This is a genomic window from Nitrospirota bacterium (assembly GCA_035873375.1).
In the GTDB taxonomy this organism is placed as follows: Bacteria; Nitrospirota; Thermodesulfovibrionia; order Thermodesulfovibrionales; family JdFR-85; genus BMS3Bbin07.
In genome coordinates this window covers 1-19,886 of record JAYWMQ010000008.1, presented here as the reverse complement: position 1 = coordinate 19,886, position 19,886 = coordinate 1, and the positions used below count along the sequence as shown (strand labels likewise).

At 45.9% G+C, this 19,886-nt stretch carries 16 protein-coding genes and 2 rRNA genes; 7 read left to right on the top strand and 11 right to left on the bottom strand.

Annotation, left to right across the window (positions count from 1 at the left end; genetic code table 11):
* Positions 1 to 264 precede the first annotated feature (264 nt).
* The gene (locus tag VST71_02765) at positions 265 to 1,476 is read left to right on the top strand and encodes a peptidoglycan DD-metalloendopeptidase family protein (protein MEC4684640.1); all 1,212 of its coding nucleotides are present in this window, start codon (positions 265 to 267) and stop codon (positions 1,474 to 1,476) included.
* Positions 1,477 to 1,482: 6 nt separating this feature from the next.
* On the opposite strand, the gene VST71_02760 is transcribed toward VST71_02765, so the two are convergent.
* The 8 genes from VST71_02760 to bamA all read right to left on the bottom strand — a co-directional run bounded on the left by VST71_02760 (position 1,483) and on the right by bamA (position 11,335).
* Positions 1,483 to 2,553 carry a response regulator gene (locus VST71_02760; GenBank protein ID MEC4684639.1) on the bottom strand — a complete coding sequence of 357 codons (1,071 nt, stop codon included), beginning with the start codon at positions 2,551 to 2,553 and terminating at the stop codon, positions 1,483 to 1,485.
* On the bottom strand, positions 2,540 to 4,954 hold the full coding sequence (locus VST71_02755) for an ATP-binding protein (protein ID MEC4684638.1): 2,415 nt from the start codon (positions 4,952 to 4,954) through the stop codon (positions 2,540 to 2,542). The genes VST71_02760 and VST71_02755 overlap by 14 nt, the downstream gene beginning before the upstream one ends.
* Positions 4,955 to 5,144: 190 nt before the next feature.
* A complete protein-coding gene (gene lpxI / locus VST71_02750) occupies positions 5,145 to 5,945 on the bottom strand; it encodes a UDP-2,3-diacylglucosamine diphosphatase LpxI (protein MEC4684637.1) in 801 nt (266 codons plus the stop codon).
* A gap of 161 nt (positions 5,946 to 6,106) precedes the next feature.
* On the bottom strand, positions 6,107 to 6,916 hold the full coding sequence (lpxA, locus tag VST71_02745) for an acyl-ACP--UDP-N-acetylglucosamine O-acyltransferase (GenBank protein MEC4684636.1): 810 nt from the start codon (positions 6,914 to 6,916) through the stop codon (positions 6,107 to 6,109).
* 56 nt (positions 6,917 to 6,972) lie between these two features.
* The gene (gene fabZ, locus VST71_02740; protein ID MEC4684635.1) at positions 6,973 to 7,404 is read right to left on the bottom strand and encodes a 3-hydroxyacyl-ACP dehydratase FabZ; all 432 of its coding nucleotides are present in this window, start codon (positions 7,402 to 7,404) and stop codon (positions 6,973 to 6,975) included.
* Entirely contained in the window at positions 7,397 to 8,407 is a 1,011-nt protein-coding gene (gene lpxD, locus VST71_02735; protein ID MEC4684634.1) for a UDP-3-O-(3-hydroxymyristoyl)glucosamine N-acyltransferase, read from the bottom strand. The genes fabZ and lpxD overlap by 8 nt, the downstream gene beginning before the upstream one ends.
* 11 nt (positions 8,408 to 8,418) lie before the next feature.
* Positions 8,419 to 8,940 (bottom strand): OmpH family outer membrane protein, encoded by a 522-nt coding sequence (locus tag VST71_02730; protein ID MEC4684633.1) that lies wholly within the window; start codon positions 8,938 to 8,940, stop codon positions 8,419 to 8,421.
* A gap of 55 nt (positions 8,941 to 8,995) precedes the next feature.
* Positions 8,996 to 11,335 (bottom strand): outer membrane protein assembly factor BamA, encoded by a 2,340-nt coding sequence (gene bamA / locus VST71_02725; GenBank protein ID MEC4684632.1) that lies wholly within the window; start codon positions 11,333 to 11,335, stop codon positions 8,996 to 8,998.
* Between the two features lie 245 nt (positions 11,336 to 11,580).
* On the opposite strand from bamA, the gene VST71_02720 reads away from it, so the two are divergent.
* The 4 genes from VST71_02720 to rsmG are packed head-to-tail and all read left to right on the top strand — an operon-like array spanning position 11,581 to position 16,277.
* A complete protein-coding gene (locus tag VST71_02720; GenBank protein MEC4684631.1) occupies positions 11,581 to 12,102 on the top strand; it encodes a hypothetical protein in 522 nt (173 codons plus the stop codon).
* Between the two features lie 24 nt (positions 12,103 to 12,126).
* A complete protein-coding gene (mnmG, locus tag VST71_02715) occupies positions 12,127 to 14,007 on the top strand; it encodes a tRNA uridine-5-carboxymethylaminomethyl(34) synthesis enzyme MnmG (protein ID MEC4684630.1) in 1,881 nt (626 codons plus the stop codon).
* Between the two features lie 55 nt (positions 14,008 to 14,062).
* Positions 14,063 to 15,589 (top strand): hypothetical protein, encoded by a 1,527-nt coding sequence (locus VST71_02710; GenBank protein ID MEC4684629.1) that lies wholly within the window; start codon positions 14,063 to 14,065, stop codon positions 15,587 to 15,589.
* A 31-nt stretch (positions 15,590 to 15,620) separates the two neighbouring features.
* Entirely contained in the window at positions 15,621 to 16,277 is a 657-nt protein-coding gene (gene rsmG, locus VST71_02705; GenBank protein MEC4684628.1) for a 16S rRNA (guanine(527)-N(7))-methyltransferase RsmG, read from the top strand.
* Positions 16,278 to 16,316: 39 nt separating this feature from the next.
* On the opposite strand, the gene trpB is transcribed toward rsmG, so the two are convergent.
* Positions 16,317 to 17,492, bottom strand: a complete 1,176-nt coding sequence (trpB, locus tag VST71_02700) for a tryptophan synthase subunit beta (GenBank protein MEC4684627.1) — start codon at positions 17,490 to 17,492, stop codon at positions 16,317 to 16,319.
* 128 nt (positions 17,493 to 17,620) lie between these two features.
* Here trpB and VST71_02695 point away from each other — a divergent pair, with 128 nt between their 5' ends.
* Together VST71_02695 and VST71_02690 are read left to right on the top strand one after the other, a co-directional pair.
* Entirely contained in the window at positions 17,621 to 18,436 is an 816-nt protein-coding gene (locus tag VST71_02695; protein ID MEC4684626.1) for a glucosaminidase domain-containing protein, read from the top strand.
* Complete coding sequence (locus VST71_02690; GenBank protein ID MEC4684625.1) at positions 18,390 to 19,430, top strand: polysaccharide deacetylase family protein; 1,041 nt, start codon at positions 18,390 to 18,392, stop codon at positions 19,428 to 19,430. Before VST71_02695 ends, VST71_02690 begins: the two co-directional genes overlap by 47 nt.
* A gap of 149 nt (positions 19,431 to 19,579) precedes the next feature.
* On the opposite strand, the gene rrf is transcribed toward VST71_02690, so the two are convergent.
* A 5S ribosomal RNA gene (gene rrf, locus VST71_02685) occupies positions 19,580 to 19,696 on the bottom strand.
* Positions 19,697 to 19,784: 88 nt separating this feature from the next.
* A 23S ribosomal RNA gene (locus VST71_02680) occupies positions 19,785 to 19,886 on the bottom strand; the annotation flags it as partial.

Here is a 19,886-nt window from a genome sequence, read left to right as displayed (position 1 = left end):
AAACCTGTCAACTTTTGACAATAGAGGCGGATACCGAGTTTGAACAGATTTAATTATCACATATGGCTCACCTGGATGGTGAGCCGTGATAATTCCCTCGGAGCCCCGGCTGGATGCCGGGACGAGAATGAGTGAAAACTCAGTATCCGTCTCTATTGCCAACCCTATCGCCATTCCGGGAAAGAACAATTTTACTTGGCAATAAGCACCCCAACATAATATAATATCAGCATGAAGAAAGCACTGTCAGGTTTATTACTTGTAATGATTTTTTTTCTTGCCTTTTATCTCAACAGTCTCTCTGGAAGAGAAACCCCGACTGATGACTACTCGGGACATCCCATATCACTGCCCTTCCCTGAAATTACAGAGATAACGGGGATTATAAAAAAAGGGGAAACACTCTTCGATATCTTTAAGAGACATGAGCTTGACATGCCGACCCTCTACAAACTCACCAGGGCTTCAAAGGAAGTCTATAACCTCATAAAGGTAAAACCTAACCGCTCCTATGTGATAAACACTCTCAGGCTGAACGGGTCTGAGAGAGAAGAGATAAAGAACTTCAGATATTCAATAGACGACTCTCACTACCTGAAGGTAATAAAAGGTCCAAAAGGCTTCACAGCAGAAAAGGTCAGGGTTGCATACGACAAGCGTCAATCGGTTATTACCGGGACCATAAGAGACAACCTCATCAATTCCATCGGCAACGACAGGGAACACGTGAGGATTGCCTTTGACATGGCCGAGATATTTGAATCCAGCATTGATTTTGTTACTGAATTGAGACGGGGAGACAGTTACAGGCTGCTTGTAGAAGAGCTGTGGCTCAATGGCGTCTTCAAGGGATACGGCAAAATACTTGCCGCAGAATTTACAAACAATGGAAAAACCTACGAGGCTTACGGGTTTGAGGTAGACGGAAGGACCGGCTACTATGACAGTAAAGGGAGTTCTCTCAAAAAGGCCCTCATGAGGGCTCCCCTCAGGTTCAGATACATAAGTTCCGGATTTACTTACAGGAGAAAGCATCCTATCCTGAAAACCTACAGGGCCCACCGAGGTATTGACTATGCAGCACCCCGGGGGACACCGGTCTCAGCTGCAGGTAACGGTACTGTCAGGTTTGCCGGCTGGAAGGGTGGATACGGCAAGCTCGTAATAATAAAGCATCCCAACGGCTATGAAACATATTACGGACACCTCTCAAGGATAAAGAAGGGAATAAGAAAGGGCAAGAAGGTCAGCCAGGGCAACATTATAGCTTATGTTGGAAGTACAGGGCTTTCAACAGGCCCGCATCTGCATTACAGCATAAAGCGTCAAGGTAAATTCCTTAATCCTCTAAAGATCAAGCTTCCAAGGAATCGCACCATTCCAGCCAGACTCACAACCGATTTCCGGAATCGCGTGGAGAGTCTCAGGGCTGAGTTAGAACAAGGTGGCGACAAGGAAAGGATTGCACAACGCTAATCATGACTATATATTTTTATCAAAAATATTTTGAAACTCCTTGTGTATCCTTAAGAAGAGATCGAACATCGAGGGGTCGAAATGAGCCGGCATTGTCCGTCCATCCCCCACAGTGATAATCTCATAAGTATCCTCGTGACTGAATCCCCTTTTGTATGGCCTTGTAGACCTTAAGGCATCATACTGGTCAACAAGCATCACAATCCTGCCCTCAACAGGGATCTCTTCTCCTCTGAGCCCCGAGGGATAACCTGTACCGTCCCATCTCTCATGGTGGGTTAGCGCAATCGAGGAGCCCATCTGTATGACCGGATAGGATGACCCCCTTAAAATTTCATACCCTATGTCGGCATGCCCCCTCGCAATCTCAAACTCCTCCGCTGTCAGCTTGCCTGGTTTAAGGAGTATACCATCCGGTATTCCTATCTTTCCAACATCATGCATGGGACTTGCGTATGTTATATTTTCAATAAAATCCGGAGGCATACTAAGTTCTTCAGCCATAAGCCTTGAATAAAGGCTTATCCTCCGTATATGGCTTGCTGTATCCTCATCCCTGTATTCAGCCGCCACCGTGAGCCTCTCTATTATCTCCATGCTCGCAGCCTTTATCTTCTGGAGGGCCTCCCGGAGTTCCGCCGTCCTTTCGATTACTGTATTTTCAAGCCTCTTATTGTATTCCTTCTGAAGCCTCACCCCTTCACAGTAATTCAGGGCCTTTTTTACAGCATGCAGTACGTAATCCAGATTAAAGGGTTTGATAATGAAATCATGGGCGCCATGTTTTAAGGCCTCAATAGAAAGCTCGAGATCAGGATAGGCTGTCAGCAATATAACGGGAAGGTCTGAGACCTTGAGATGAATCTTCTTCAGGAGTGTCAGGCCATCCATCTCCGGCATGATAATATCTGAAAGGACAAGATCAAAAGACTTCTCGGAGATCAGCTTGAGCGCTTCCTCAGGACTGCCCGTATCAGTGACTTTATAGCCAACATCCCTGAGCAACAGGACAAGCACATCCCTTACTGCTGCGTCATCATCAACTACCAGGATTGAATACTCATCATTTCTTTTCACTGCTATCCAGGACCTCTCTCACCTTTCTCACAAGCGTAACAGGCCTAAAGGGTTTTGTAAGAACATTGATACCCTCTTCAAGAATAAAGTTCTGTATGGTACTTATAGTGTATCCACTTATAAAAATCACATCTCCCCTGAAACCAAGCCCCTTTGCCTTTTCATACACTTCCTTTCCGCCCTCTTTCGGCATAACAACATCAAGTATCATAAGGTCAATTTCTCCGGATTTCTCATCCAGAAGCTTCATTGCCTCCTCACCGTCACGTGCAACAAACACGGTGTAACCATATTCCTCCAGGGCCTCCTTGATCGTCTCCCTCACGTTATTCTCATCCTCAGCCAGGAGGATGGTCTCTGAACCACCACTTATGGGAGACTCTGAAACATGGCCTATATCTACCGGCTCCGACTCTGTTACAGGAAGGTAGACCTTGAAGGTTGTTCCCTTACCCTTCTCAGAGTAAACATGGATAAAACCATTATGTTGTTTGATGATACCGTAAACAGTCGAAAGGCCTAACCCGGTACCCTTACCTACCCCCTTTGTGGTAAAAAAAGGCTCAAAAATATGCTCTTTTACAGACGGAGCCATCCCGTCACCTGTGTCACTGATGGAGAGACAGACAAAGCCGCCACCCTTGTTGACCCATGAATGTCCCTCAAGATAAGCCTCATCAAAGGCAACCTCGAATGTCTCAATAATGAGTTTTCCACCCTCTGACATGGCATCCCTGGCATTTGTGGCAAGGTTTATTATCACCTGCTCTATCTGCCCCTGATCTACCATAACGGCCTTTGTGTCCTTGAGATCTATAACAAACTCTATATTTTCAGGAATAACACGCCTTAAAATCTTCTCGAAATCTCTTATTATCCTCCCGAAATATACCGGCTGTGGCTGGAGCAGTTGTCTGCGGCTGAAGGCAAGCAGGCCATGCGTCAGGTTTGCTGCCCTGTCGGATGCCTTCAGTATCTGATCCACATGGTTCCTGAGTGCTCCGTCTTTCAACTTCATATTCAGAAGGGAGGCATATCCTGTTATAGCCATAAGGATGTTGTTGAAATCATGGGCAATGCCACCCGCCAGCAAGCCTATTGATTCAAGCTTCTGCGACTGCCTCAGCTGCTCCTCAAGCCTCTTCTTATCCGCTATATCAAGAAGCATTCCTATAACTGCAGGCCTGCCGTTGAAAAGGGTATTTGCCCCATATACCTCGATGTCAAAAACCTCACCGTTGGCTTTTACTGCCTTGAGGACATAGTTTATTGACTCAACCTCTCCTTCATGCCTCCTTACGGGGTTTTCCTCAACCACAGGCCAGTCAGATGAACGGGTAAGGTCCAGAGGTCCCTTCTTATCGATGATCTCCTCCGGAGAATTATAACCAAAGACCTCACAAAACCTCGGATTAACATACCTGAAGAGGCCATCCTGAATCAGATATACCCCGGCAAGGGAATGTTCAACAAGGGAGCGGAATTTTATCTCGGACTCCTGAAGTGCCCTGTCCTTTGTCTTGAGTTCAACGTAATGTCTCTGAAGTATATAAACAGCATAGGAGAGAGCAAGCGCCATAAAAGGCAGCCCTATCAGGATGGGCCACTGCCACCTGTGTGTAACCCTGTAAAGTCTTATCAGCCTCTCTGTCGGCCACATCCGGAGGGTCAAGGAGAGACCGGAAATCTCAACAACATCCTCCGCCATGCTACTGTTAATAAGAGAGAGGTCACGATTTCCGGGCCACCCGCCTTCAAGTGGTTCACTTCGCGATGAAAACAGAGCCTTCCCATCCTGCATCACCATGAAATCAACATCAAGCCTGTCTGTAACAGAAGCGTCAATAAGGGAATTTATCTCAAATACACCATCTACATATCCCTTTATTTCACCCCTTTTGTCCACAACTGGGTAATAAACCGCCACTACAGGCTTATTACCGGCTGTTTCTATAACCGGCGTAATACTGAAAGAACGGTACTTCTCAGCCTTCAGTATAGCTTCCTGTGAATAGTCACCGGCCATTGCCTTCACAAGCTCTTCACCATTAGGGGGATACGTCCACTCGATAATACCATCCCTGTTAACCCAGTTAATGGTCTGAAACCCTTTAAAAGTTCTGTATACGGGATCGGAGATCATGATAAACATCTCTCTCATCTCTTCAATCGGGTCTCCCTTCCAGAGATGGCCCTGAAGGTGTTCTGAAAGTGCCTCAATGGCAAGAACCCTTGTCTTGATGGTCTCGGTAAGCCTTACCCTTGAGCCCTCCAACAATGAAAGGACATGCCTTTTCAGCATCTCATCATTATGTTTCTTTCCTGAATAACAGAGCAGCATGAGTAATAACGCTGTGAAGAGAAGGACTAAAAGCGGGAGCAATCTATTTAGATATTTCATCAATGTTGTCTCTCTTTGGCAGCATCCTTATTGTCTCCCCCCGTTTGAAGTGGATACTATTCAACAAGACCCTTGATACTAAAAGTAAAAAGCATAAAATCCCTCTAAATATTATACCATTTTTTTACGAAGATTTCAGGAAGGTTTACAAAAAACCGCAAAAACTTCTTGCAATAACTTTAAAATGCCCTCAAACTCCTATTATTGAGAGCCCGGCCTCATTTGCCGTGGAGATCATCTCCTGACGCTGTATGATAAGGGCCATTCCCTTCTCAACAGCAAGGACAGATGCCCTCACCTCAATCATTGCCCTTAATGTATCAAGACCGACCACAGGGACATCGTATCGCATATCCTGCTGGGGCTTACTCACCTTCACAACTACCGCTCCATCTCCAGCAAGCTTCCCCCCCCTGCGGATCGCCTCATCCGTCCCCTCTATAGCCTCAACCGCCATTACAGCCCTGCCTTTAACCACAACAGTCTGCCCTATATCAACCCTGCCTATCTCTTTTGCAATACCAAGACCAAACGCAATATCCTTATCCTCTTCCGGAGTGGTTCTGCGCTGAGTGAGAAGCCCGGCCGGCATAAGCATCTCTTTGGCAAAGTCCGTTGTCTTCAGCATTCTTATCCCCTCTGACTCTATCTCATCAGTTATGGCCTGAAGAATGGTATCGTCCTTTCTGTCCTTCAAGGTGAAGAGCAGCTTTACCGCCCTTATATCAGGCATAATCTTGCCCTGGTAGATGAGACTCTTCGAGACCTTCCCTGCCATTATTGCCTCCTGAACACCTGAGGCCTTCAAAGTCTTTATTATCTCACCAAGCCTGCCCACATTTATTCTCTTCACCTCATCTGCACACCCGTTCATAGGGCCGGCAATAGGGTCAAGTGCTATTACTACCACATAATAGCCAAGTCTCCTTGCCTCCCTGGCAAGCAGGCAGGGAAGTTCACCTTTTCCGGATACAATACCGATTTTTTTCATTTCATTCCAAAAAGAAAAATCATGAGCCTTTACATCCCTTTCAGGCCTGGCAATGCAAATAGACTGCGTCTCCTGATCTCTTGATTTTTATTAGATTCCCCAAACCTGATTCTGGATTCCGAAAATCCGGCTCATCTGCTAAATCTGCGGATTATTCGGCTTTATTTCTCTCCGGCGACTTTTTTGCCGGGCCTGCAGATACCCCTCCTGTTCGCATTAATAAACTCGATAAGATGAGCTATCTCTTCAGTATAGGGAAGCTCTTCCTGCACTTTTTTTATGGCATCCTTGAGGGTCAAGCCCTCCCTGAAGAGGATATTATAAGCTCTCTTCAACTCCGAAAGCGTCTCTGCAGAAAAACCATACCTCTTCAGTCCGACCATATTAAGTCCATAAAGCCTTAACTTTGAACCCAGGGCTGATGAAACCATATAGGGAGGCACATCCTGTGTCACACCACTGAAACCGCCCACCATTGCATATGCACCAATCCTGTTAAACTGGTGTACTGCCACAATTCCCCCTATTACGGCACAATCCTCTATCTTCACATGTCCTGCAAGGGTGACTGCATTTGCCATTACAGTCCTGTTTCCAATTTTGCAGTCATGTGCTATATGGATATAGGCCATCAGGAAATTGTCATCACCAAGCACTGTATATCCATCGCCTCCCACTGAGCCACGATGGATCGATATATACTCACGAATTATATTCCGATCACCAATCCTTACGCCGGTAGGCTCATCCTTGTATTTAAGGTCCTGAGGTGGGAGACCGATACTTGTAAAGGGATAAACGGTACAGGAGTCGCCAATCTCGGCATCACCTTCAATTATTACATTGTTCATGAGTCTCGTACCTTTTTTTATCTTTACATTGCCCCCGATTATACAGAATGGTCCTATCGTGACATCTTCATCGATTTCAGCACCATCATGAATTATTGCTGTAGCATGTATCTCAGACATAACTATCTCCTCTTTGCAATCCGGAATTCTTCAATCAATCTCATACCTATCAATACCTACAGCTCCCTGTCAGTAACCATAGCTGTAAACTCTGCCTCTGCTACAAGCTTATCTCCTACATGGGCAGTGCCTGAAAATCTCCAGATCGTCCCCCGCCCTCTCAGAACATTAACCTCCAACCTCAGCTGATCACCCGGCACCACGGGTTTCCTGAACTTAGCCTTCTCTATACTCAAAAAATAAGTGACCTTGCCTGCAGCGCCTGACTTATAGGCAAGGACACCTGACAGTTGCGCCAGGGCCTCGACGATAAGCACTCCGGGCATTATAGGGTTTCCGGGGAAATGACCCTGAAAAAATGATTCATTCATGGTGAGATTCTTGATTCCCACAGCCCGTTTTCCCTCCTCAACCTCTGTAACCCTGTCAAGCATCAGAAAGGGATATCTGTGGGGCAAAGCTTTCATAACCTCTTTAACATCAATCATCCCTGTCTCCTTTCTCTACAGTGCTTACTTTTTTTTCAATCTCATTTATCTTTTTCTGCAATTCAGGAAGCCTCTCATAAAGGGCCCTCACTCTGAGCCATTTAAAATGCGGCATTACCGGAATACCGGAATAAACACCTTTCTGAAGCCTGCCGACAACCCCTGACATTGCTCCCACTATACAGCCATCCTCTATGTGTACATGATCTGAAACACCTACCTGTCCGGCCAGGGTCACGTAATTCCCTATCTCCGTGCTCCCGCCTATACCCACCTGTGCCACTATAATACAATGTTTACCTATGCTTACGTTATGGCCTACCTGCACCAGATTGTCTATCTTTGTACCTTCTCCGATCCTTGTGTTACCGGTAGTTGCCCTGTCTATGGTAACGGAGGCGCCAATCTCCACATCATCCTCAACAATCACCCCTCCAACCTGGGGTATCTTGCAGTGTCTGCCGTCTGAGAAGACATAGCCGAAACCATCAGAACCGATTACAGTCCCTGAATGAATTATCACCCTCGATCCAATCGTCACCCCTTCACGGATGGTAACATTCGGATGGATAACGCAGTCTTCACCTATGGAAGACTCCTTCCCAATGAAGACTCCGGGGTATACCACAGTCCTGTCTCCGACAATAACGCCTTCAGCAAGAAAGGTCATCGGATAAACGGTTACATCCCTGCCAAGCCTGACGGAATCAGAAACAGTGGCCCCTGGCATCACACCTTCAGGGCGGTGAGGCTGCACATAAAAGACTTCCAGTGCCCTGGCAAAGGCAAGAAGTGGATTTTCAGCAGCAATCTGTGGAATATCAATCTCAGGGATTGGCTCCTTGACAATGACCGCTGCAGCAGCGGAGGCCCTGAGCTGGGGGATCAATTTATTACTCGTAATGTAGGTTAAATATCCTTCTTTTAGAGAATCCATGCCCCCAACCCCTTTTATCTCAACATCGATATCTGAGAGGGGCTTTGCATCAATTTTAGCCGCCAACTCCCTGAGTCTCACTTCCCATCCTTCATCTTTTCATTGTATTTATTTATAACCTTTTCAGTAAGGTCAATGGATTTATCGGCATAGAGGACAAAGCCCTCAACTCTTTCAAGTATCAGAGTATAGTGCTCTTCCTTGCCAATCGCGGCTATAATCTTTCTTAAATCCTTCAGAAGCTCGTTAGTGAATTCGGATTCCCGCTTCTTGACTTCTGCCTGTGCATCCTGAACAAACCGCTGAAAATCCCTCATCTTCCTGTCAAGGTCTTCCTGTTTGGCCTTTTTTGCATCCTCTGAAAGCAGGGCCGACTGTTTATCCAGGTCTGCCTTCAGTTTCTCAAGTTCCTTTCCCTTCTTGTCTATGACTACCTGCTTGGCCTTGATTATTTCATCAAGGTCAGCCTTTGCCTTCCTGCCTCCTTCAGACTCGTTTAATGCCTTCTGAAGATTCACATACCCGATCTTTAAATCCGCCCCATAGGCAAGACTGCTGAAAAGCAGTCCTATTATCAATAGAATCCCCACTCTTTTCATTAAACTCTATCCTCCTTTTTAGGTATAATCATTACGACATTCAGGCAAACGTCCATCAAAAGAAACTCCCGAATGCAAATTCTATCCTGCCGGTACTCTCATCGTCTCTCCTGTCAATGTTATATCCATATTCTATCCTAATAGGACCTATAGGTGAAACCCACCTGATACCGGCACCTGTTGTATACCTCAGGTCACTACCAAAGGTCTCGGAGCTTCCATAGGCACGTCCGAGGTCAAAAAAGACAACTCCCTTAAGCCTGATCTCGTCCAGCAGGGGAACGATATACTCGGCATTAAATAACAACTCCTTTGTGCCTCCTATTACATCGCCGTTTTCGTCCCTTGGTCCACCCTCTCCAAAGTCAAGTCCCCTGATGGTGTACATACCCCCTACGTAAAACCTCTCATAAAGGGGGAGTTTTCTGTCAAAGAGACCACTTGCATAACCCACCCTTCCCCTGAGAGAAACCGTTGTCTCTCCAACCGGGAAAAACCACTTTGAATCAAGCAAACCCTTAACAAAATAGTTATCACCCCCAAGCCCGGAATAAGTCACAAAGAGGGAGTTCCTTGAACCGTTTGAAGGGTCGAGATAATTATCTCTTGAATCCCTGACAACAGCAGGAGTTATACTGCTTGTAATGTTGGTACCGATCTGTTCCTTAATAATATTGGAGGCATCCTCCGACACATTGAATATTGTTACCTGCTCATACCTGTACCCAAGACTTGAGCTCCAGTAATCATTAAATCTCTTGCCAAACCCTACCGACCCGCCAGTTGCCTTCTTGTTATACCCGATATAGTCTCTCTCTGTATTGTAAGCACTCAGGGTCAGAGAGACCGGCCTGTCAAGAAACCATGGGTCCTTGTATGAAATTTCATAAAATGTTGACCTTCCGCCAAACTCTCCCTTCAACTTTATATATCTGCCCGTGCCGAACAGATTTCCCTGTGTAAGGTCCAACATGGCCACAAGCCTATCTACAGTACTGTATCCGCCGCCGATACTCAAAAAACCGGTCGCCTTCTCTTTTACCTTTATATCAATATCAATTACCTTCTTCTCAACCTCCGGCTTGGGCACGAGGTCTACTGTTTCAAAGAAGTTCAGATTGTTTATCCGTTCATAACTCCGCCTGAGCAGTTTGCTGTTGAAGATATCCCCCTCGTCCAGCCTCATCTCCCTCCTTATAACCTTATCCTTTGTCCTGGAATTACCCGATATCTCTATCCTGCCGACCCTGAAGATATCACCTTCGTCAATATTCATAATTATGGAAACCTTGTGAGCCTTCTCGTCAGGCACAATATCAGGCTCCGCAGAAGCAAGGGCATATCCCTTCTCGGAATAAAAGTCTGTGATTTTCCTGATCCCTTCCCTCAGCTTCTTCCTGCTGAAGACCTCTCCTGACCTGAGCGGGAAAAATGCCATAAGGGTTTTGTCGTCATAGGCCTTATTGCCCGCAAACCTGATGGTTGAAACCCTGTATTGAGGCCCTTCGGAGATAGTGAGACTGACTATCATCCCCGTCCTGTCCGGTGTAAGCTTTGTTTCAGGACCGGATACCACGACATTAAGATAACCGTTGTCATAGTAAAGATTCCTGATCCTCTCTATATCCGCCTTCATTTCGGACTCTTTATAATACCCTGCAGATGTAATGAATGACAGGAGACCCCAGCTCTTTGTCTGCATAACCTTTTTAATCTCTCGGTCGGATAACGCCTGGTTCCCCTTTATCCTGATCTCCTTTATCTTCACCTTTTCGCCCTCTTTGATCAGGAAGGTCAGAGAAACCTCATTTTCTGTAATCTTTCTGACAACAGGCACAATACCGGCAAGCCAGTAGCCCTCACCTTCATAAAACACCCTCAGTCTATGAACATTATCCCGGATAAGAGTTGCATCCTCGATTGCACCTGAAGTAATGGTTATCTGCTCCCTGAGCTTATCGTCATCATATTCCCTGTTGCCCTGAAACCCAACCTTAACAATCGTTGGTTTTTCCTTTACTATATATATTATCTTCAGACCGCCTTCAAATGGTTCGGCCTCCACCCTTACATCCTCAAAATAACCCATCTTGTAAATGCTCTTTATATCCTTCGATATATTATCTTCTGCAAGGGGCTGTCCTGCTTTCTGGGAAAGTCTTTTACGAATCGCACCCTCATCAACCCTCTTCATGCCCTTGATCTCAATCACTTTCACTATCGGGGCTTCCTGGGCGGCAAGGGCTGGGACGGCATAAGAAAAGAGCAGGGACAGGCAAAACAGAATACATAAAATCCTGGTTGCACTGAAAGAAGATAACCTCAAGACAAGCCTCATTAATAATCCTTTAAACACACCTTTCAAGTCTTCCTTTAAGAGTCTGTTTCTATTCAAATATATCTCCAAAAATGAGAATTAGTATACCACCAATCAACACACGAGGTAAACCCGAAAAATCTGCCGGAAGGAAAACAGACAGCCTTTTTAACGCCTTCACCTCTATCCCGGAGACAAGCTGGAAGTTCATATTCTTTTGGCGGGCTTGCAATATCGACCGGACAGTTATTACCATAAAAGGTAGAGACCGAGCTTAAGAACTGCCTGAGTCTGACAATATTTCTGTTATGAAAGGAGCATGCATGGCAACAAATCTGATAACACACTGTGACAAATGCGGCAAGGAAATACGGGTAGTTAGGGAGCGACAGGATGGAAAGCTCTTCTATATGGTTCACGGACTTTTCTGTATAAACATCCCGGCATTTTTCTGTGAGAAGAAATGTTTTCAGGAGACTATCAAGGCAGTGAAGGGTTTTGAGTATCTTGACAAGGATGACAAGGGAAGACCGGTAGTTGATGTTGATGTGATGATTAATGAGTCCCTGATAATCGACAAGATGTACGACATTGTATATGCTGTCGACAACCCCCTGTTTCCCACGCTTGTATTTCAGAGACTGCTTGAAGTGGACCAGGAAAATATCAGTTTCCTCTATGCCGTCTCATCCCTCTATGTAGGATTATTGGCAGCAGAGAAAACCCCTGAAGATCTGAAGGCAAAAGTGACTGAAAGACTCGAAGAAGCCGAAAGCGACCTCAAAAAACTTAGTCCGGAAGGTTACAAGAAGATAAGCGAGTTAAGAAAACATTATAATGTTTAACGAGGAAGCCCCCTGACCACTGAAATGTATACTGAATCTGAATATGACATCATAGTTGTAGGTGGTGGCCACGCAGGATGTGAGGCTGCACTTGCTTCTGCACGGATGGGGCTTTCGACATGCCTCTTTGCCATGAACCTCGACACCATTGCACAGTTGTCCTGCAACCCTGCAATAGGCGGGCTTGCAAAGGGACACCTCGTAAGAGAGATAGATGCACTCGGGGGAGAGATGGCCAGGGTCACAGACAGGGCCGGCATACAATTCAGGATGCTGAACAGCAGTAAAGGACCGGCCGTCTGGTCACTCAGGGCCCAGGCAGACAGGGTGCTTTACCGTCTTACAATGCGCGAAGTACTTGAATCAGAACCGAAGCTGACAATAAAACAGGCATCTGTTGAAAGGATAAACACAAAGGACGGACACGTCACGGGCGTATCAACCTCGCATGAAGCATTTTATGGAGCAGGGGCTGTAATTATTACAACCGGCACATTTTTAAAAGGATTGATCCACATAGGGCTTGACAGCCACGCTGCGGGCAGGGCCGGAGAGTTTCCATCCCTTGGCCTTTCAGACTCCCTGAAAGAGCTCGGATTAAGACTGGGAAGGCTAAAGACAGGGACACCACCAAGGATAGACTCAAGGAGCATAGATTTCTCAAGGACCACGGAACAGTCAGGTGATGACCCTCCGATACCGTTTTCCTACTCTACAGACACAATAACCAATCCTCAACTGCCATGCTTTATAACACATACAAACGAAAGGACACACAGGATTATCCTTGACAGCCTCGACCGCTCCCCTTTATACAGCGGCAGGATAAAGGGTGTTGGACCGAGGTACTGTCCATCCATAGAAGACAAGGTCGTGAGATTCTCCGACAGGCCGGGGCACCAGGTCTTCCTTGAACCAGAGGGGCTTCAGACAAAGGAGTATTATGCCAACGGCATATCCACAAGCCTGCCCTACGATATACAGGTTGAACTCGTCAGGAGCATTGCTGGACTTGAAGAGGCTGAGATTATGAGGCCCGGTTATGCAATTGAATATGATTTTGTTTATCCGACACAGCTGAAACACACCCTTGAGACCAGGTCAACAGAAGGGTTATTTCTTGCGGGTCAGATAAACGGAACCTCCGGTTATGAAGAGGCAGCGGCCCAGGGTCTGATGGCCGGGATAAATGCAGCACTAAAGCTCAGATCAGAAGCCCCCCTTGTACTTAAACGACATGAGGCATACATAGGGGTATTGATTGACGACCTTGTCACAAAGGGAACGTCAGAGCCGTACAGGATGTTTACATCAAGGGCGGAATACAGGCTGCTGCTGAGGCACGACAATGCAGACTTCAGGCTCAGGGAAAAGGGATTTGGGACAGGTCTTGTCTGTGAAGGAGAGTACAGGAGATTCCTCAGGAGAAAGGAACTGTTGGAGGCCGAGTTAAAGAGAATCCACTCCCTGAAGGTCAGCGCAGAAGAGGCAAACCCCTTACTTGAATCCCTGAAGACTTCAGCTATTACTGAAAAAACTCCGCTTCTCCAGCTACTGAAACGTCCTGAAGTCTCCTATGGTTTTCTGAGGACTCTCTGCCCTCCTCCTTACGAAGTTGATAAAGAACTGGAAAAACTTGTTGAAACAGAGATAAAATATAAGGGATACATCAAACGTCAGATGGAGATGGTGGAAAGGATGAAGCGTATCGAGGGGCGTACCATTCCGCCTGACTTCAAGTTTGACAGGATATCGGGACTCTCCCGTGAAGTTCTGAGAAAACTCGAAGAGGTCAGACCCTCAAATATAGGTGAAGCAAGCCGCATCCCGGGAGTCACACCAGCTGCCATAGCCCTTGTTATGATAGCCCTCGAGAAAAAGAGAAGGGAAAGAAGCAGGCAATAGAGAACACTGCCTGGGTTGTTTCCTAATTTATGGTTACTGAATAAAGGAGAGGTAGATGGCCAGAAAAAACCAGCTTGCTGATCTCAGAAGACTTATTGCCCTTCCACCAAGGGATATGAGACGGCAGGTATCCAGATATATATACGAAGACCCCAATACAGTTCTGAGGCTTCTGTTCAGATTGATCCGGACTGAAAAATTCACATCTCAAAAGAAAGATAACATATTGACACTTACGAAGTTCATACTTGACAGGCACAGCCCGCGACCGCTTCCTGAATGGCTCATAAATGAGCTTAAGAAGGTGCTCAGCACAGAGAACATATCAGACCTGGACAAGGCCATTATTCTTTCGGCCTTTGAGCCTGAAGACCTCCTGGAAAGCCTGGAGGGGTTTGAGGACTTTGTAGAGGAGTTTACAGATTTCAGGGACTCCTTTGAGGATTTCATAGTAGATCAGATAAGGTCGAATCCCTCAAAACTCTATGACATTCATAAGGTAATTATTGAAAAAAGCAAACCAGAGGGACTTCTCGGAATGATAGAAGACCTGGCAGGCTCGGAAGAACCCGAAGTGCTCTGCTTTCTGGAACACCTCACGTACCACCACGACAGCGATGTCTCCATCTCGGCTTTAAGGGCAATAGAGATGGCATCAACACAGGATGCAATAAACATCATCTACAGTGTCTCCTGCCTTAACCCCCTTATGAAGGATGAAGCAGAAAGGTCATATATATCCCTCATGCAGGAATTACCTTTACCGCCGGAGGACATGTCATTCTTTACTGACCTCTCCCGGGGAGGAAAGAACAAATATGTCGACCTCTGGGTAAGCCTTATTGACGGAAACGGCTCCATGTCCGCTTTTATCGGTAAAAAATTCGGACGTAATAATTACTTTTTCGCCTCCATACTCATGAAGCTGAAGGTTGGCATCAAGGACACAATCATCATAACAAATCTGACAAAAGAGGCGTATGACGACATAAAAAGGGAGTATTTTTCAGAACTGAGCTATTATCCTGTAAAGGAAGATTATCTCCTTAAGTTAATAAAGCACTTTATGAAAAAGGGGTTCAGCAACGGATTTGCCATACCACTTGATACGGTTATCCTGAAAAACATCCTGGGCTGGCAGAATATAGAACCTGTAGAATATATGCTTGAAACCCCTGACTACAAACCCCTGAGCTACCATCAAAAAGATATGTTCCAGTTCCCCCTTGAGACATGGTGGATGCATGAGGACAACATCTACAGGTTGCTGAAACCTTATAAGGGCAAACAGACCTGTGATATCCCGGACAGCTTATTTCTCAAGATAGCAGAGATGTTTCTCGATTATGCCCGCAGAGAAGCCGTCCCAATGTGTGAGCTATGCTCTGATATCATCCGTAACTCAAGCTATAACAGAAGGACGAGACTGAGGCGTCTCTTTTTAACAATCCGCAACGAGATACTCAACCCGCCTGAAACCATATTGCAGTCAACCTTCCTTAACTTCGGAGTCGTTGCCACCATAGACCACATACTCCATAACCTCGCTCTTGGTGTGGATATCTCGGAAATGATAGAATAATCAGCCTGTGGCAGAGGATTTCCTTGATATATTGACCGCAGGGTTACAGGAGCTGGGGATAGAGCCTGATGAGGATATCCTGAACAAATATGCCCTCTATCACAGGGAGCTACGGACCTGGTCAAAGGCATACAACATAACAGGATTGAAGGACGATAGGGCTATGGCCATCCGCCTCTTCCTGGATTCCCTGCTCTATCTGAAGGTCTTTCCAGACCTCCCAGGGGTCAGGACAAGGCATATCCGGGTACTTGATGTGGGCAGCGGGGGCGGATTTCCAGGGGTTGTACTCAAGATTGCACAACCTGAGTTAAGCGTCTCCCTGATGGAACCCTCATGGAAAAAAGCCGGGTTTCTGAGACACATATGCAATAAGCTCCGGTTAACCGACATTGCAGTAATTCAGAGCAGCCTTCAGGAGCATGCAAAGAGTGCCGCGGGGGAAGCCTACGATATTATCGTAACTAGGGCGCTCTTCAGGACATACGACTTTATCAGAAAGACCGAAAATATTCTCTCAAGGGGAGGCGTTTTAATCCTGAGCAAGGGACCAGCATATTGTGAAGAGATAAAAGAGGCTCAAACCAGACTTGGAAGCAGAATCAAGAATTTTAATATAGAAACCATTGCCCTGAAGCTGCCTCTGACAGACATAGAACGATATTTCATAAGGGTCACCCCGGCTTAAAACACCTACCCCCTGTCCGGACGGGATAAATATCACGGATTATCGTTTTATTGCCCCTTTGATTTTTGCAACATGTTCAACATCCTTGTCACCTCTTCCTGAGAGGTTAACAACTACAACCCTGTTTTTAGAGAGTATAGGGGCAAGCTTCATCACCTCTGCAAGGGCATGAGCAGACTCAAGGGCAGGAATAATCCCCTCGGTCTTTGAGAGCACTTCAAAGGCCTCAAGCGCTTCAACGTCTGTTGCATACGTGTATTCAGCCCTTCCTGCATCCTTGAGAAATGCGTGTTCAGGGCCGACTGATGCATAATCCAGTCCGGCAGAAACAGAATGCGTGCCAAGCACATTCCCATCCTCATCCTGAAGGAGATAGCTCTTGCATCCCTGAAAAACCCCAACTGAACCGCCTGCAAACCTTGCAGCATGGAGCCCGCTCTCTATCCCCTTTCCTCCTGCCTCAACCCCAATCATCCGCACGTCATCCCTGAGAAAGGCATGGAAAAGCCCCAGAGCATTACTGCCTCCGCCAACACAGGCAATCAGGTAATCCGGCAACCTGCCCTCTGCCTTCAATATCTGTCTCCTTGCCTCCATGCCTATAACAGACTGGAATTTCCTGACCATTGTAGGGTATGGGTGCGGACCAAAAACCGTTCCCAGGATATAATGGGTTGTCCTTACATTGGTTGTCCAGTCCCGTAAAGCCTCATTTATTGCGTCTTTCAGTGTTCTTGAGCCTAGGGAAACCTCTGAAACATCTGCACCGAGAAGTCTCATCCTGAATACATTAAGGGCCTGACGCTCCATATCCTCAGAGCCCATATAGATTTCACACTTCAGCCCAACCAGTGCAGCCCCGGTTGCGGTGGCCACGCCATGCTGACCTGCCCCGGTCTCGGCAATAAGTCTCTCTTTTCCCATCCGCTTGGCAAGAAGAGCCTGACCAAGAGCATTGTTTATCTTATGGGCACCTGTATGGGTAAGGTCTTCTCTTTTCAGGTATATCCTTGCACCACCAAGATAACTGGTCAGCCTCGACGCAAAGTACAGAGGGGTAGGCCGGCCAACATAGTCCCTGAGCAGACTGCCAAACTCCTCCTTAAACCCCTTTTCCTTTGTTACCTTCCCAAAGGCCCCATCCAGCTCCTCAAGTGCCGGAATCAGGGTTTCCGGAACGAACCTTCCACCATATCGACCAAAATACCTCTTCATCTCAAAAGTCTCCTGTACTTCAAGATATAAAATCCATTGGATTTTTATTTAACCATAAAGCTAACGTATTTTACAAAATATGGTATAATTACTAATGAAGCTGAATATAACAGAGGTATTTTGAGATAATGAAAGGGTTTCTTACCGTAACCGTCTCCCTGATTGCCTTTTCCGTATTGCTGCTCTCCGGCAAGGAAGTTCTTCGCACACATGGCAGTAATATAGAGATCATCTACAAGGATATGGCATCTATAGATGATCTGCAGGCGATAAAATTCGATTGTAATGCAGTAAAGCCTGTAGTTTACAAATCTGTTATCTCTCTTGAGGGGCTTACTGCAGATGAAAGAAAAGAGGCTTTTATCAAGATAGTACTTCCCTCTATCCTTATTGCCAAAAACGACATAGAAAAAGAGAGGAGAGAACTCCTGCAAATTGAGAAAAAGGTCTCCAGGGGCATAGCATTAAAGGATAACGAGTTGTCTTTGCTGAGTGACTTATCAGAAAAATACCGGACGGATAAGATTGATGAACTTCTTTCCCGTCTCAATACCCATCCGCCCAGCATAATTCTTGCCCAAGCCGCTATTGAGAGCGGATGGGGAAGTTCCAGGTTCTTTGCCGAGGGAAACAATATCTTTGGTACCTGGACATTTGGTAATAACCCCGGAATAAAGGCTACAGGATCAGAGGCAAGGCTCTCGAAGTATGAATCTACGCTCCAGGCAGTTGAGGACTACCTATTCAACATCAATGTCAGTTGGGCATATGAGGACTTCAGGAAACAGAGAACAGATACATCCCATTCATTAAAGCTTATCAAATACCTTGATAATTACTCCATACTTAGAGAGGAGTATGTAAGGCGGCTTAATAATATAATACGGAGCACGAATCTTGAGGTTTACGATACCTGTCGTATTGATCCTGCTTTTATTTATTAGCCCCTGCTCTGCGGCAGAAGAAACAGGCTATGCCACTGCGTTTGTTTATCATAAGTTCGATGAACCAAAAAGCCCGAGCACCTCTATTGCCACAGAAGAGTTTGAGGCTCAACTCCTTTATCTGAAAAATAACCACTACAATGTTGTAAGCCTTGCCAAGCTCATTGCACTTATCAGGGACAAGGCTGATATACCTCCAAAAACTGTTGTCATAACAATTGATGATGGCTACAAGTCCGTGTATACACACGCATTCCCCCTGTTAAAAAAATACGGGTTCCCCTTTACAGTCTTCTTATATATGGAAGCCTTGGATAGATACCCTGATTTCATGACATCTGAAGATATCCTGGACATAATGAAATACAAAAAGGCAACTTTTGGTAATCATTCCTATTCCCACCAAAGGCTCGCCCGGTGGCCCGAGGGTATGTCCCGCAGGGAATACCTGAAACTGCTCGAAGATGATCTTTTAAGAAGCCAGGAACGCTTTAAGAAAATCCTTGGTATCCGGCCCGAATTCTATGCATTCCCCTATGGAGAGTATAATCAGGAATTTGTGAAACTGTTAAAAAAACACGGCTACACTGCCTCATTCACACAGGACCCGGCAAGCACAGGGGTTTTTACTGATATTTACCAGCTGCCCAGGTATGCCTCAGTAGGAAGCTGGGCAAAGATGGATAAGTTCAGGGAATTCTTATTGACGGAGCCACTCAATGTAGACAAAGTATATCCACCTTACGGGATACTTGAAGAAAATCCCCCGGACAGGATAGAGGGAAGGATAATAAATCATGGCACTTATAAAAACCTGGGTGTTTATGTCTCCGAGCTTGGATGGATAAGACCTGAAGTTGATAAAGAAAAAGGAACGGTTGCAGCTAAAATCACGGAAAAACTGAACAGAAAGGTCAATCGTATTGGGTTTACAGCCATAAATAGTGAAACAGGCAGGGAATCAACCTTTTTTTACATGATTATATTGAAATGAAGAAATAGGTTGATTCATTTTTCTTAATTCCCTGCATAAACTCGAAATATTTAAGACTCTATGCGGCAGGAGTTTAAGGTAATTCATTTGCAGATAACAAAAAAAGGGGATATAGACTGTTAAGGTCCATATCCCCTTTTAATTTTTAAATCCGGCGGCGTCCTACTTTCCCACGACCTCACAGTCGCAGTATCATCGGCCCTGGCGGTCTTAACTTCCGTGTTCGGAATGGGAACGGGTGTTTCCCCGCCGGCATAACCACCGGAAAACTCTTCTTCTCTATATAGAATATAACTTAAAGAACAAAAAAATCAAGTCTTTGACAACAGGAGGGTACTGGGAAAAGGAGGAGAGTAGGTCAAGCCTCACGGTCTATTAGTACTGGTAAGCTGAACGGGTTACTCCGCTTACACCTCCAGCCTATCAACCTGGTGGTCTTCCAGGGACCTTCAGGTG